At 39.2% G+C, this 14424-nt stretch carries 14 protein-coding genes; 7 read left to right on the top strand and 7 right to left on the bottom strand.

Annotated features, from left to right (window positions below):
• Positions 1–123: 123 nt before the first annotated feature.
• The 4 genes from AACU25_RS09340 to AACU25_RS09325 all read right to left on the bottom strand — a co-directional run bounded on the left by AACU25_RS09340 (position 124) and on the right by AACU25_RS09325 (position 4126).
• The gene (locus tag AACU25_RS09340) at positions 124–1182 is read right to left on the bottom strand and encodes a spore photoproduct lyase family protein (protein WP_096574952.1); all 1059 of its coding nucleotides are present in this window, start codon (positions 1180–1182) and stop codon (positions 124–126) included.
• Between the two features lie 694 nt (positions 1183–1876).
• A complete protein-coding gene (locus AACU25_RS09335) occupies positions 1877–2356 on the bottom strand; it encodes a cupin domain-containing protein (RefSeq protein WP_096574950.1) in 480 nt (159 codons plus the stop codon).
• 151 nt (positions 2357–2507) lie between these two features.
• Entirely contained in the window at positions 2508–3986 is a 1479-nt protein-coding gene (locus tag AACU25_RS09330; RefSeq protein ID WP_096574948.1) for an alpha-amylase, read from the bottom strand.
• An 11-nt stretch (positions 3987–3997) separates the two neighbouring features.
• Positions 3998–4126: a hypothetical protein gene (locus AACU25_RS09325; protein ID WP_321206681.1), complete on the bottom strand. Its 129-nt coding sequence runs from the start codon at positions 4124–4126 to the stop codon at positions 3998–4000.
• 182 nt (positions 4127–4308) lie between these two features.
• Between AACU25_RS09325 and AACU25_RS09320 the strand changes: the two genes are divergently transcribed.
• From AACU25_RS09320 to AACU25_RS09290, 7 genes are all read left to right on the top strand, one after another.
• Entirely contained in the window at positions 4309–4629 is a 321-nt protein-coding gene (locus AACU25_RS09320) for a hypothetical protein (protein WP_096574946.1), read from the top strand.
• Positions 4630–4866: 237 nt separating this feature from the next.
• On the top strand, positions 4867–6996 hold the full coding sequence (locus tag AACU25_RS09315) for a tetratricopeptide repeat protein (protein ID WP_096583618.1): 2130 nt from the start codon (positions 4867–4869) through the stop codon (positions 6994–6996).
• 230 nt (positions 6997–7226) lie between these two features.
• On the top strand, positions 7227–7433 hold the full coding sequence (locus tag AACU25_RS09310) for a hypothetical protein (RefSeq protein ID WP_045874343.1): 207 nt from the start codon (positions 7227–7229) through the stop codon (positions 7431–7433).
• Between the two features lie 236 nt (positions 7434–7669).
• The gene (locus AACU25_RS09305; protein ID WP_321206682.1) at positions 7670–7804 is read left to right on the top strand and encodes a hypothetical protein; all 135 of its coding nucleotides are present in this window, start codon (positions 7670–7672) and stop codon (positions 7802–7804) included.
• A 36-nt stretch (positions 7805–7840) separates the two neighbouring features.
• Entirely contained in the window at positions 7841–9484 is a 1644-nt protein-coding gene (locus tag AACU25_RS09300; RefSeq protein ID WP_096574944.1) for a tetratricopeptide repeat protein, read from the top strand.
• A gap of 244 nt (positions 9485–9728) precedes the next feature.
• Positions 9729–10484: a hypothetical protein gene (locus AACU25_RS09295; protein ID WP_096574942.1), complete on the top strand. Its 756-nt coding sequence runs from the start codon at positions 9729–9731 to the stop codon at positions 10482–10484.
• 154 nt (positions 10485–10638) lie between these two features.
• Positions 10639–11205, top strand: a complete 567-nt coding sequence (locus AACU25_RS09290; protein ID WP_096574940.1) for a hypothetical protein — start codon at positions 10639–10641, stop codon at positions 11203–11205.
• 63 nt (positions 11206–11268) lie between these two features.
• Here AACU25_RS09290 and AACU25_RS09285 read toward each other — a convergent pair whose 3' ends face one another.
• From AACU25_RS09285 to AACU25_RS09275, 3 genes are read right to left on the bottom strand one after another with little or no spacing between them, the layout of a single operon-like run.
• On the bottom strand, positions 11269–12591 hold the full coding sequence (locus AACU25_RS09285) for a DUF58 domain-containing protein (RefSeq protein WP_096574938.1): 1323 nt from the start codon (positions 12589–12591) through the stop codon (positions 11269–11271).
• Between the two features lie 39 nt (positions 12592–12630).
• Positions 12631–13197 carry a CPBP family glutamic-type intramembrane protease gene (locus AACU25_RS09280; protein WP_096574936.1) on the bottom strand — a complete coding sequence of 189 codons (567 nt, stop codon included), beginning with the start codon at positions 13195–13197 and terminating at the stop codon, positions 12631–12633.
• Between the two features lie 44 nt (positions 13198–13241).
• The gene (locus AACU25_RS09275; protein WP_096574935.1) at positions 13242–14192 is read right to left on the bottom strand and encodes an AAA family ATPase; all 951 of its coding nucleotides are present in this window, start codon (positions 14190–14192) and stop codon (positions 13242–13244) included.
• Positions 14193–14424: the final 232 nt, after the last annotated feature.

Below are 14424 nucleotides of genomic sequence, written 5' to 3'. Positions count from 1 at the left end.
AGACCGGAAAATCCAGTTCCCTCCCCTTTCCAAGGGGAGGGCTAGGGTGGGGTAAAAAATATTTGATACACTACTACAGACTTTTCAAACATCCTCTTAGACAATGACAACAATTGAATTCAATTACGTCCAATATAAAATATTCGCATTTGGAAAGCGATTTTGAATCTCTGCTTCAAAAAACTGTTTCATGGAATTGTTTGTGTCAGCATCATAAACATACTTAATCCCGCCAAACTTATTGCGCTTGATCCGGCGTTTTTCTTCATCCATGTCTAATTTGGAGTGCGGATACCAAGATTGCAAAACTTCTTTTGAGCCTGGTGTAAAGCGATGTGAAATTAGCTCAAAAGTTAATGCACAGTTGTAATCTAGTGCTTCGCTAATCAAGTCAAATAAGCGACTGTATTGTATTTGCCAATCATCTATAGGCATAATTGGCGCAATTACCAATCCTACCTGATAGCCACTGTCAGCTAACTTCCGCAAAGCTTTCAGCCTTGATGCTACAGATGCCGTACCACCTTCAAATCTACCCGAAATTGGTGCCGCATTGACGCTGATTCGGCATTGAGTGTGACCATTGTGAGGTAAATTGAGTAAGCTATCTACCGCGTCAAACTTTGATACCCAGCGTAAATTTGCATTGCTACGAGTACCAAAGTAACGAATACATTCTGCCAAGCTACCTGTTAAATGCTCAATACCTAGGGGGTCAGTATAGCAACTAACTTCATAAGTTGTGAGTTTTTCTGGTTTTTCGTAATTACTTAAATTCTCTAATATTTGCGGTAAGTTCGCATAAGTGCGAATTACAGGGGGGCCTGATAAACTACCTGCCAAGTAACAATATTGACAGTGTGCTGGGCAACCCTCAGCAATGTGAAATTGCCAATCAGCAGATGGCGGGATAGGACTCAGCTTGAATTGGCTAGGTGGTGCAGTCACAATTGCAAGGGTACGCTTGGCAATATTGTAAGTCTCGCGTTCATTTTCTCCCCGCAAGCCAGTTAAGCGATTACTAGTTAACTCTTTTATAGGCAAATTAAGTGACTGCAGGCGCTCAAAAATCTTCTGTCCCCAAGGTTCATTTAAAGCAGCAGGAGTAAACATCACTTGTTCAGGTATCCACAACTTTGCTGCTGGTGTTGATGAGTCTGCTTTTGATATCAAGTCTGTCATAGTATGCTGCAATATCGCTGTGCGTTATCTGTTGTGATTGATATTTGCAATTAGCTATTACGAATAAGTTAGAGGCATTCTCTGCTAAAACAATTAAATTGCTCCCAATTCAGAAAATGATGGGTAATTTGTGCAAGCTCTAGCAGTATGAAACTGTAGCGAAATTTTCTATTATGCTGTTTGAGCTATTTGCTGGTGTTTTAACAAGATTTTTCTAAAATAGCTGTTGATATCTTGAGTTCGCATAACTCTATTTTAAAATCGGAGTTGATATATTCTCATTTTCAATGAGCGGATATTACTGGATTCAAGAGTAGTAATTTCCGCCCCCACTAACTTGAAAGTAGTAGATGCGTTAGCGATAGCGTAACGCATCCTACGTGAATTTATAAGATGGAGAAAGATATGGTTGGGATGACTTTAAATATGTCTAAGAAAGCAAGGAGATTTAAAGCAGTTAAATCTCTTGATATTGTGGAAATTATGATTTAGGAACTATGTCAGGTGGGTTACGGCTTATTGTTACCGCATGAGAAAAATAATTTCAGAAACTAAAGCGGATTCCTATAATAAGCTAATCGTCATTTAAATTGCATCATTGTTTATGCTGGTAAAAGCTGCAAACCCTCTCCCTTGCTCCCTGCTCCCTGCCCCCTTGCAGTCTCAATGTGCAAATTAAATGCTTAACAGCTTATTATTTATTTTGCGGATTGATTAAAATCGATTTTGGTTGCTTTGCATCAAATAAAGAAGCAGATAACAGAATAACCGGACTGTTTGTTTTGTTTTCTCCATAATGAACCATACCGCCAGGTTCAACCAAAGCATCACCTACTGTAATATCTATAGTTTTCCCTTTTTTGAGAATCACTTCTGTACCATTAGCTTTCGTGATTTTAGCTTCTCCATCCACAACCGTATAAGTTAAAGTTCCTGACTCTACTCGTTCAATTTGCATTCCCGGATGGATATGAATCGGGAGTTTAGTTTTGGGTGCAATTGTGTAACGCACAAGTTCAAGAATTTGCTTTTTATCTTGAGTCGGATAACCGTTAGCTAAAACTTCACGGGTGACAGATTGGGTGTAAGTATTTGGTGATGTGTCTTGGCTTTTAACAGCTATGCTACCAAAAGTTAAAATAGCTAAGGGGAGAATCAGAGATAGTTTTTTCATCTTCAAGCTTGCTACTTGTGCCTTATTTAAAAAAGGTAAATCATTTCACGCTAGTGAAACAATTTACCTTAAAAAGAGGTTATTTGGAATCTCAGCAGCTAATTTTTAGACATTAATCTCCAAATTTTCGCAAGATATGAGTTAGTTAGATTTATTCTTGTACCCAAACTGATACTGAACCGCCTAAGCAACGGAATTCAGCCCAACCTGAATCATTGGTGTATACAGGTTCTTTGATATGTTCTGTTAAATCGATAAATTTAGTATTGGGTTTACCAACTTCCATCCATTTATTACCTTCTGCACCATCACTCATAATTACAGCCATTGCTTTGGGATGATCTTCATCACCTAATCTTGTCCAGCCAATAGTATTCCAATGGTCAAAATAATTGTATTGTGGCCCATAAGCATAATGCTGACGTGCATAAAGTAACTTATCAAGAATCCAACGGTGAGAGGGCATAAAAATTTTATAGCGATTGCCATCTCTTCCCTTATCTTCATATTCTGCGCCGTAGTAATCAGCATGAAAGACGCAAGGATAACCTTCTTCTCGCAGCAAAATAATGGCGTATGCTAGCGGTTTAAACCAAGGTTCAACTACAGATTCTAATGCTTGTAAAGGTTGAGAATCATGATTCTCAACAAAGGTGACAGCATGGGTAGGACGTTTCTGCATCATTGTGCCATCTAAAATCCGGCGCATATCATAATTGCCTCCAGATTTACTGGCTTGATGGAAGTTGTAATGTAGTGGTACGTCAAAAACTGACATCTTACCACCAACTTTATCAACATACCAAAGCAGAGTATTGATATCGTTATACCAATATTCCCCGACAATAAATAAATCTTTGCCAACATGGCGTTCTAGTTCATCAATCCATTCTGGAAAGAACCATGAGGAAATATGTTTGATCGCATCCAAACGGAAACCATCAACCTTTGTGGTGTCAAGATACCATTTACCCCAGTAAGTGATTTCACCACGTACCCAATCATTTTGGAAATCCAAATCGCTACCCATCAAGTAGGCAAAGTTGCCTTTTTCTAAGGCTACGTAGTCATCAAATTTTTTGCCTTCGAGTAAATAAATTGTGCTGCGATCGCCTGGGTTATATTCGTTATAATCAACAGCGTCAAAATGCCACCAGTGCCACTCAAAGTTAGAGTATTTGCCTTTTCTGCCTGGGAAATCATAATAAGAGTAGGTCTTAATTTCTTGCAATCCACCTTTAGGATTGAGGCGATCGTCTTGAGAAAAAGGCGTGGCTTTGGGTGTTTCTGTGCGATCGCCACCCATTTTATGATTTAACACTGCGTCTGCATACACTTGCAGTCCATGTTTTTGTAAAGATTTAACCGCATCAAGATATTGCTGACGCGTACCGTATTTCGTCCGAACAGAATCTTTCTGATCGAATTCACCTAAATCAAATAAGTCGTAAACACCATAACCCACATCATTTGCACCAGCAAATCCTTTATAAGCGGGTGGTAACCATAGGGCTGTAAAACCTGCTTGTGCTAATTCTGGCGCTGAAACTTCAACTTTGCTCCACAAGTTCCCATCATTAGGGGTGTACCAGTGGAAATATTGCATCATTGTGCCGTTAATCTTTGCCATGTCTCGTTTTGCTAGTCAATATCACCTTTGAGGAAAGATACAGCAGAGGTTGGTGGTAATTCGGAATTTTGGCGGCGATTTTTTAGCCGAGAATCTGAAGAAATAATTAAGAAATGAATAATTGCTCGGTAAACTTGCATGGTATATGCCGTACTCTCGCTGCTAATGCATCCTACGTGAATTTCAAAAATCAAATATCAATTTTATAAGGTAACGTACGAAAAGTATTGCTATAGATGCGTTACGCTATCGCTAACGCATCCTACAAATCAAATATGGATTTTATACGATTGAGAAAGTTAAGGTTGGGATAAATTTCAATATGTCTAAGAAAGAAAGGAGATTTAAAGCAGTTAAGTCTCTTAATCATGTGGAAATCGTTATTCAGGAACCATGTCAGGTGCGTTGGGCAGATATGGAAGGTGATAATGATGTGCGGAAATGTCACTATTGCCAATTAAATGTTTATAACTTTTTAAGCAAGTCTCCTCAAGAAATTATTAATTTGATTAATCTCCACGAAGGCAAACTTTGCGCTCAGTTTTTTGCTCGTGCTGATGGAACAATGACAATGGAATCTTGCCAAGATCAGCAATGCATTGAGCTTGTGAGAGGTAACATTCAGGTAAAGAGTAATGAATGATATAGGACTCATATTTGATATGTAGGATGCTTTAGCAGCAAGAGTACAGTATATGGCTGGGTTGGACTTGCGTTAATTCTAGGGTTTAAAACCTTTACCCTTTTCCCCTTACCCTTTCCCCCTTATCCGTTCCCCCGCCTATCAAAACAACTGTGGCAGACTAATAATCCAGAGTTTCTGGTATAGATTGGAGAAGTATGCCGCTGGCAAAACTGCCCAAGGGATAGGATGGTTGTGATGAAGAGTAAAAATCCAGTCGCCTACGCTTTAGTTTTACAAAGCGTGATTCTGTTCTCTGGCTGGCTGCTGTCTCCGCAAGCTAGCGGGCAAACTCCTGCATCTGTAGCCCCAGTTGTGACTCCTGCTCCGGTATTATCAAATCAGGAGCGAGAAGAATTAGCTAGACTGCGTGCAGAAAAGCAAATTCGAGATGCAGCCCAATTTGATGTTGAGCGGAATTTTAGTCGTACAACCATGCTATTTAACGTTTGGTTAGTTTTATTAAGCTTGTTTCCCGTAGCGGTGATTGCTTTGTTTTGGCTGTTACGACGGGTAGCCATCCGCGAAATTGTCACTCAAGCTATGTCACAGCTAGAAGGAGTAGAAAATTCCCAAAATCAGCTAACTCTGGTGAAGCAAGAAGCGGAAAATGCTATTCAAGAAGTTAAAAAAATTACTGAAGAGTTAAGCAAAGAGACGGAAACTCTGCAACAAAGGCTGAAAGCTGAACAAGAAAATATATCTTTAATTACATCTGAGTTTGTGGGTAAAAAAGAAAGTATCCTCAATCAAATAGACTCAGAAATTAATATTATTCAAAATAAATTAGCAAATTTAGATTCAGAGATTACTGCTCAAGTAGCGCAATGGCAATCTGATGCTGTGGGGAATTTAGGGAAAATAGAATCTGATTTAGCAGAGCAATTATCTACACTGGTACTAAGGGCAGAACAACGAAAAGATATTATTATTGAAAGTCTAGAAAAATCTCGCTCGGAATTTAATTCTTATTTATCGGGATTGCAATCTGATACGCAAAGGGAAAAGGATACAGTTGTTGAGAGTTTAGGTAATTTACAAACAGATTTTACTCAACAAATATCAGGATTGCAAACAGATGCTCAACAGCATAAAGATGCAACTTTAGCTAATATTACAGAATTAGAGAATTTATTAAAATCTCAACTATCAGAGTTACAGGTCAATTCTCAACAAAATATAGATATAACTCTCGCTAATATTACAGAATTAGAAAATTCCTTAAAATCTCAAGTATCGGGATTACAGGCGGAGATTGCCCAACAGAAAGAGCAGATTTTTGCAGATTTACAAAAATTGCAATTAGAGTTTGCGAATAAATTAGCCCAATTACAAGCAGATGCGGAAAATCAAAAAGCGCTGATTATTGAAAACTTAGAAAATTCTGGTTCGGAATTTACTTCGCAATTCTCGGAATTACAATTAAATGCTCAAGAACAGAAAATTCTGATTTTAGGAAAACTAGAAGAATTAGAAAGGAACTTTGTCTCGCAACTTTCCGAGTTGCAATTAGATGCACAACAACGGAAAGATTCCATTGTAGAAGAACTAACAGAAATTAGGCAGCCAATAATTCCAGAGGAAATTGCACCGGAAATTGAGGAAGAAATTCCAGAACCGCCGCCAGCAGCAGAATCCGTTGAGGAATATATTGCCGAGGGAGATGTGCTGTTTAATGAAAAGCGCTATGAAGATGCGATCGCACTTTATCAGCAAGCAGTGAAAATCCAGCCGAGTAATCCCGTAGCTTGGTTTAAACAAGGTTTAACTCTCGCTAGGTTGAAACGCTATCAAGATGCGATCGCATCCTATGATACAGCTTTAAAAATCAATCCCGAATATCACCAAGCTTGGTGCGATCGCGGTGTCGCCTTTGGAAACTTACGCAAACATCAACAGGCTTTTGTCTCCTTTAATCAAGCCACCAAAGTCAAGCCCGACGATCCAGTAGCTTGGATGAATCGCGGTTTAGCCTTGATTGAATTAGAAGAATACGACGAAGCGATCGCATCTTTTGACAAAGCCATCGAAATTAAACCAGCGCCGAAAGTTTGGGATAAACGCGGTTATTGTTTGGTAAGGCTGGGAAGAGATGACGAAGCGATCGCCTCTTTTGATCAAGCATTAGAATTGAAACCAGATTATGCCAGTGCTTATTACAATAAAGCCACCTGTTATGCATTCCAAAGAAATGTAGAATTTGCTGTAGATAATCTCCGCCAAGCAATTAGATTAAATCCGCGATATCAAGAAGAAGCGGCGACAGATATCGATTTTGATGATATCGCACGTGAGCCAGCCTTTAGGGAATTGGTTGGTAAACCATAAGAGGCAAGGGGGCGGAGGGTGCAGAGGAGGCAGAGGAAGCAGAGGGGGAAATAAAAATACTCAATGCCCAATGCCCAATTACCAATTACCCATTCCCCTTAACCAACAGCAATCATCATGCATAGGGTATAGAAGTGCGATCGCTTACTTAAACTATGCATAAAAAATGGCCACTTACAGCTACGTCTTGTATCGTAAAAAGTAATGGCATCATCACAAATATAAAAATCATGGATAGTAGACAGCTGGCTCAATACATGGAAGCCACGGATAGCATCGCTAAACCTTGGCTATTAGTACAACTTCGCCTCAAAAAACTCCAAGAACGTCAAGCCTTGATTCCTCAAGATGTCTATGTTGAGGAATTAGAAGATATCTTCCAAGATATGATGAATTTGGGTGAATGGTGGCGCGGTATGGAAGATGAGGTTTTTTGAGTAGTTGTTAATCAACATCGCCTCAAGTACTCAGTTTGCCGTACTCTTGACCGATTTTAAGTGCATTGTAGTTACAATCAATTGCAGACGATACATTTAATGTATCTTTCACTGATCCCTCCTTGCTTACCTTGTTTGGCTGGTAAGGAGGGGTCAATTGTGATTAGGGATTGGGGAACTCGGGGCCCCCTCTGGGGATAAGGGGTAATGGGGATTGGGGACTGGGAGATGGGGGGATGAGGGAACAGAGAGAAATTACCATTACCCATTACCAATTACCAATTACCCATTACCAAACACCCAACACCCAACACCAAACACCAAACACCCAACACCAATATTTAACGATTTACGCCGATTTGATATTTTAATAAAATAATCCCATCAAAAGACTCGCAGAAATATAAATGGACTGGATTACTTTACTGCGATCGCTACAGTCTGATTTTATTAGAAGGTTAACTAGTGGTTGTCTGCTTCATTGTGAAACAGAAGGTCAATATAGTGAGTTAACTATAATCTCTGGAGAAAGGTTAAAAGCATTGCGGGATTTTTGCTGGCTGATGGCAGAAAAATATAAGCGTACTTCGCCAGTCCGGGATGTTTTTATTAGCAACTTAAAAGGTAAACTCGGTGAGGAAGTTGTTAAAGAACGTTTAGCCGATTTTATTACAGAAGTAGATTATGAAAAAAAAATCGGTGGTGATGGCAAGGTAGATTTTACCCTCACTGCTGAACCCTCAATTGGCGTGGAAGTTAAATCGCGTCATGGCAGTATTGATAGAGTGAGATGGTCTGTGAGTTCTGAAGAAGTGGAAAGAAATGCAGTTGTGGTCTGCGTTTTAATTCAAGAAGAAGTACATGAAGCTCAACAAGAATATCACCTTTTTTTAGCTGGTTTTCTGCCTACGCAAATGATTAAGCTGAAAAGGGGAAGAATAGCCTTTGGCATTAATCAATTACTTTATGCTGGGGGTTTATTCGGTTATTTAGAAGATTTACAAGCAGCTAAACTTAAAGATAAACCAGCTACAATTTATCAATATAATTCGCAGCAAGATATACCAAAATTTCCAACTAATAATCAAAATAATCATCAGATAATCAAGCATTTAGCTTTGCCGGAAGCAGAAGAGATTGTTTCCCATCGCACCGCCGATTTAAATACATTGTATGTAAATTTAGGCGATAAATCTTTTGAGCAAGGCGAATCTGATACAGCAATTATTAACTATAACCAAGCCTTGCAACTGAATCCTGATAATGCCGATGTGTACTACAAACGCGGCATGGTGCGTTATCATCTAGGCGATTACGAGGGTGCGATCGCAGATTATACTCAGGTTATCCAAATTAACTTCAATTACACCAAAGCCTATAACCAGCGTGGTTTAGCGCGTTATCAACTAAAAGATTATCAAGCCGCTATCGAAGATTATACCCAAGCCATTAGAATAAATCCTGATGTGGCGCTGATTTATATGAACCGTGCTGATGCTCGTTCTCATATTGGCGATCATCAAGGCGCAATTGAAGATTATACACAGGCAATTAAGATTAATCCTAATTATGCTGTTGCAGATAAAAATCGGGTAATTTCGCGTTATTTGTTAAAAGAACAACAGCGATTGACGCATTCAATTAAAATTGCTCCTGATGATGCTGTCGCTTTCTATAATCGCGGTAATACACGTGCAGAATTAGGAGATTATGAGGGTGCGATCGCAGATTACACTCAGGCAATTAAAATTAATCCTAATTACGCTGATGCATATTACAGTCGTGGTAATGCAAGGTGTGATTTAGAAGATTACCAAAGCGCAATTTTAGATTATAGTCAGGCGATTAAAATTAATGCTAATTATATAGATGCATATTATAACCGTGGTAATGCTTTAGTTAGCATGGATGATAAAACAAGAGCATTAGCAGATTTTCAAAAAGCCGCAGATTTATATTGGAAAGCTGGCAAAATAGCAGAACATAAAGATGCAAAAGAAAGAATTTTAGAGTTAGAGATTGAAGAATCTCTAGATATTTTAAATTTCTAAAATATGAATTGATTATTAGGTAACTTGTAGGCTTATAACCAGCAATTATCAGGTTTTAAGTGCAATATCTCAATCTGTTCGCACTGCAATTTTTTTTGTATTTAATTAATATATCCATCTTTTTGATGCTTAATAACAACACATTATCAATGCATTATTAATAAACATTAAGTTGTTTAAAGCTTCATGTAAACTTCATGATACGGTGTTGTTTTTGTAAAGTAATGTAATCAAAACAATTCCCATGAAGTATAAACGCCAACTGCCACAATCTTTGGCACTGTTATCTTTATCAGTGGTATTAGGCGCTGATTTAGCAATCACAGACATAGCTCCTTCAGCTAATGCCCAAACTGCGGTACAGTCATCTTTTGGTAATAGTGTGTCATTCACTTGTGGTGATAGTGAAGCCACAATCAAAGCTAAAAATGGCCCCAGGGTCATTAGTGGGAGCAAAACAATCTACATCGGTTATAGGCAAGTATCTTCTAATAACAAAAATCCTCGCATCATCCTTTTTAATAATGGTGTCAAACAATGGTGTCGGGATGATTACGAAACCACTGGTGATGATGGTTCTGGTTATGGTTTGCTTTGGGATGGCGGAAGCGTTTTGTATGGAGTTTTTTCCTCCACTGGTAGCCAGACAGGAAATGATTTTCGCCGCTTTGCTACTGGTCGTTGGCTAACTAGTTACGGTAGTGGCGGCGGCCCAAAAGTAGCAGTTATAGCCAGGATAAATCCCAGTAATGGTGATGTAAACTACGCGACATTTCTCACGGCTCAAAGGCCGAGTGATGGGCAAACAAACTCTTTAGTAGTCAATCAATTGTTGTGGAATGGAGTGAATTTAACTGTAAATGCAACTTCTTGGTGGACTCCCCGCCGTCCTAATAAAACTGCAATGAATTGCACTGGTACATCACCCTACAAATACACAGCTGTCTTCACTGGGGATTTAACAAAAGTGAACTCAGCTTCAGCTGCTACTTGTAGTTAGCGGGGGGAATGGGTAATTGGTAATTGGTAATTGGTAATTGGTAATTGGTAATTGGTAATGGGAACAAACACCAAACACCAAATGACAAACCGCATAATTTGATACTAAAATTTGGTCATCAATTAAGTATTTACCTTTAAATAGGCTTATGCGGATGATGTTCGGTTTAAGAAATTTCAGTGGTGCGTTTGCCGCAATTTTGCTAGTCAGCAGCAGCTTATCAGGTTTAGCGATCGCATCTACCAATACTCAGTCTCAGAAGATTGCACAAAGCCAAGTTGAAACCGTTGATTCTCAACCACATCCGGTTTTTAAGGCGATTCTACCAAGATTAAGACAGAAGATAAAAATTAGACTGTTATTACCTAAGTTTATTCCTGAGTCGGATGGCGCTAACCCAGTTTATGCGATTGTCGAAAACGCTACGTTGAGGAAATATGATATTTTACTAGGTTTTAGCCCCGATTGCACTGGTGGAACGGCTTGCCGTTTAGGTGTTGTAACTGCGGAAGCTATAACCCGTAAAACTCCTAAGTTAACTGGGAAACGAGTTGTGTTAGCTAAGGGTATTAAGGGCTATTTTGTAGATTCTACTTGTGGCGCTAATTGCTCAGATGCCACCTTGACTTGGCGACTTCAGGGTGTGCAATATACTGTTGGGTTGAAAGCAGGCGATCGCGCTTCGTTGATCAAAATGGCGAATTCTGCGATCAATCCCTAAAATATCGATGCAGTTGTGCAGTAGGTTGTTGGTGTAGATTTGAAGGATAGATGAAAGTATTTTTTAAAGTTGATTCCGGGCTTTGAGTTGTAAATATCGTTCAACCAACTGATCTGTAATTTGGTGTGCTGGTGCATCAAGTACCAATACACCTTTTTGCTTTAATTGGGCAAATGCTACTTGTCGCTGTGCTAATAAATCTAAAGCGACTGCGCGAACATAAGTATTTGTCACATTTTCAGTGAAGGTGTGCGCTAGACGATCAACTTGCGGATCGCGGAGTGTGACGCAAAATGGTAGATAACGAGGCGCTAGGCGCGAAAGGGCGGCGAGAAGTTCGGTAGAAGCAGTGACATCAACTATATCGGTAATTAATACTACGAGTGCGCGCCGAGTCTGCCGTTGTACTACATTGGTTACAGCCCCTAAATAATCAGATTCCAGCAATACTGGTTGAATTGGCGTTAAGCGATCAATTAACTGGGGGAGATAATTTTGACCGCGTTCCGGTGGAATCCACGTATGCATTTGTCTGTCAAATACACCCACACCCACGCGATCGCCTCGATGTAATCCGGCTAAAGCTAAGGATAAGGTTGCATTTAATCCCCAATCAAATCGCTGCAAACCTTGGACTTTGGCTGTCATTAACCGCCCGCGATCGAGCAAAATGATTAAAGTTTGTTCTTGTTCTGGTTCTAAAACCCTAACTAAGGGGGGTGTATTACCATAAGCCCCTACACGTCTGGCTGTGGCTTTCCAATCAACCAAGCGTAAATCGTCGCCTGTGCGATAATTTCGCAGTTCCGCAAACTCTGTACCAATACCCATGCGGCGTTGGCGGATTGATCCAGATGATTGCAATGCTAAACGAATAGAAAGCGATCGCAATCCCACTAAATCGGGATAAACTTTCACCCGTAGATTTTGCGAAATTTGCCAATCATTCCAAGCTAATCCCCAAAATCCTAATTGTCTTACCTGAAGATTGCCCCAAGCAAATTCTCCCCGTTGTGTGGGGTGAACTGTGTATGTTAATTCCTGGGTGCTATTCATCCCTACAGTAGTGCTGAGTTCTGGTGTAGAAACACCAAAGCCTGTGGGGTAATAGTCACGAATTTTAATTACAGCATTGGTATTTCCCGATTTTACCGTTAGTACCACCGGGTTATCTCGACCAATAGATAAGCGTGATGGAATTTGGCGGCTAACTTCGATGCGATCGCGCCTTACTCGTAAACCATCCACCACCATTAATGCGAGGACGAAAATATCAAATAAAAGTGTAATCCCGATACTTGTGTAAATACCGAAAAGCATCGCCAAAATAGGTGCGATCGCAATTCCTATCACTAATAATATATAAACTCTATCTGCTGGCACCATTGCTTTTATATCAAATATAATTTTGTGTTTAAGAATTTTCTAATTTAATCCAGCATTCAGTCTTTCATATCCACCAAAAAATATTAGCCAAACTACTACAATTATCCAATGCATTACCACTGAAGACCATAAAGAACCACTTTGGAGATAAGCGATAGTACAGACAATTCCTAAAATTGCTGCCATAAATAAAAAAGCTAGATTCATAAATGTGGGAAACCCAGCCGGATAAGCTGTCAAAGCATTTAGGGGATGGTAAATAATAAAAATTACCAAACTTATAAATCCCCATAACCATTTAGTAGTTTGTGAAACATCTTCTGTCACATGAGGCAAGAAGAAAACTCTAAAAAATATTTCTTCAGTGATTGCAGGTGTAAATAAGCAGATAGCTAAAATCTTCAGGATTTCTCCTATTGGTAATTCAACAAAGCCAAATTTGAGAAACCCCAAGGATAAACCAAATGGTAATGAAATAATTGTATAAACTCCTAACAAAACTAATACATTATTTAACCAAAAGCGAGAATCAGGAATTGTTGATATTGCTTTCCTCAGACGATGTATTACCTTTAAATTGAATAATTTATTCAGATGGTTTTGCATTTTGCTGGTTATTTACTTCGTCATTTGGAGTGCATTTTTACCATTTATCTTGGTACTGGTACTTGATTAATTAAAGAAGCAATTACTGCATCAATTTGTAACCCATCAAGCATTGCTTCTGGTTTCAAAATTAAGCGATGACGCAATAAAGGTGAGGCGACAGATTTTATATCATCTGGTGTGACAAAATTCCTTCCTGCTAACCACGCAAATGCTTGGGATGTCTGCAACCAAGCACCAGCAGCGCGAGGTGATGCACCCAAAGCTAATTCCGGGTGTTGGCGAGATGCTTTGACTAACGCTAGTAGATAATCAATTATTGATTCCGAGACTTTAACTTCTTTAACTGCTTGCCTTGCTTGTAAAATTTCGCTTACCGTTGCTATAGGTTCAAGCCGATTTATATCTCCTCTGCGCGCGGCAAACCCCGCTTGACGATTGAGTAACATTTGTTTTTCTGCTGCTTGCTCGGGATAATCTACAGCTAACTTAAATAAAAATCTATCTAACTGTGCTTCTGGTAAAGGGTAAGTACCCTCAAATTCTAGGGGGTTTTGTGTAGCAATTACCCAAAATAATTCTGGCAAAGGTAAACTTTCACCATCCAAAGTTACCTGCATTTCCTCCATTGCTTCTAACAACGCCGCTTGGGTTTTTGGTGGAGTGCGGTTAATTTCATCTGCTAGTAATACTTCGGTAAAAACAGGCCCTTTTTTCAAAGTAAAGCTGCGGCTATTCAAATCAAAAATATTTGTCCCAGTGATATCTGACGGCAATACATCTGGTGTTAATTGAATCCGCCGAAAATCTGCTTGAATTAATTGCGCTAATACCTTAACTAGAAGTGTTTTACCAGTGCCGGGGACTCCTTCTAAAATTATATGTCCCCCAGCTAACAGTCCTACCAGTAACTGTTGCACCAGGCTAGATTGTCCAACAATTATCTGGTTAAGTCCTTTCCCTAGGCGAATTAAAACAGAATTTATTTCACTCATATTAGACTAATTTATAATTCGTAATTTAGATAATTCTAGGTTGGGTATAACGTAGTGAAACCCAACAAACTGATGAACATGTTGGGTTTCGTTCCTCAACCCAACCTACAGATTTTAAACTTTTTGGCACTAATTGAACGATATTGTGTTATGAATTGCTGTTTAATTTTAGATGATTAGTATAAATTATCTTGTTTGTTTAACAATTTGTAATTAATAATTACATGATGGA

This window comes from Tolypothrix tenuis PCC 7101 (genome assembly GCF_963874875.1).
Taxonomy (GTDB): Bacteria; Cyanobacteriota; Cyanobacteriia; order Cyanobacteriales; family Nostocaceae; genus Aulosira; species Aulosira tenue.
The sequence above is the reverse complement of the archived record's forward strand: the minus strand, read 5'-3'. Positions and strand labels throughout refer to the sequence as shown.

What these genes read in the sequence shown, in the direction of transcription:
- AACU25_RS09340 (WP_096574952.1), bottom strand. Translation starts at nt 1,182, where the DNA reads ATGACAGACTTGATATCAAAAGCAGACTCATCAACACCAGCAGCAAAG.
- AACU25_RS09335 (WP_096574950.1), bottom strand. Translation starts at nt 2,356, where the DNA reads ATGAAAAAACTATCTCTGATTCTCCCCTTAGCTATTTTAACTTTTGGT.
- AACU25_RS09330 (WP_096574948.1), bottom strand. Translation starts at nt 3,986, where the DNA reads ATGGCAAAGATTAACGGCACAATGATGCAATATTTCCACTGGTACACC.
- AACU25_RS09325 (WP_321206681.1), bottom strand. Translation starts at nt 4,126, where the DNA reads ATGCAAGTTTACCGAGCAATTATTCATTTCTTAATTATTTCTTCAGAT.
- AACU25_RS09320 (WP_096574946.1), top strand. Translation starts at nt 4,309, where the DNA reads ATGTCTAAGAAAGAAAGGAGATTTAAAGCAGTTAAGTCTCTTAATCAT.
- AACU25_RS09315 (WP_096583618.1), top strand. Translation starts at nt 4,867, where the DNA reads ATGAAGAGTAAAAATCCAGTCGCCTACGCTTTAGTTTTACAAAGCGTG.
- AACU25_RS09310 (WP_045874343.1), top strand. Translation starts at nt 7,227, where the DNA reads ATGGATAGTAGACAGCTGGCTCAATACATGGAAGCCACGGATAGCATC.
- AACU25_RS09305 (WP_321206682.1), top strand. Translation starts at nt 7,670, where the DNA reads ATGAGGGAACAGAGAGAAATTACCATTACCCATTACCAATTACCAATT.
- AACU25_RS09300 (WP_096574944.1), top strand. Translation starts at nt 7,841, where the DNA reads ATGGACTGGATTACTTTACTGCGATCGCTACAGTCTGATTTTATTAGA.
- AACU25_RS09295 (WP_096574942.1), top strand. Translation starts at nt 9,729, where the DNA reads ATGAAGTATAAACGCCAACTGCCACAATCTTTGGCACTGTTATCTTTA.
- AACU25_RS09290 (WP_096574940.1), top strand. Translation starts at nt 10,639, where the DNA reads ATGATGTTCGGTTTAAGAAATTTCAGTGGTGCGTTTGCCGCAATTTTG.
- AACU25_RS09285 (WP_096574938.1), bottom strand. Translation starts at nt 12,591, where the DNA reads ATGGTGCCAGCAGATAGAGTTTATATATTATTAGTGATAGGAATTGCG.
- AACU25_RS09280 (WP_096574936.1), bottom strand. Translation starts at nt 13,197, where the DNA reads ATGCAAAACCATCTGAATAAATTATTCAATTTAAAGGTAATACATCGT.
- AACU25_RS09275 (WP_096574935.1), bottom strand. Translation starts at nt 14,192, where the DNA reads ATGAGTGAAATAAATTCTGTTTTAATTCGCCTAGGGAAAGGACTTAAC.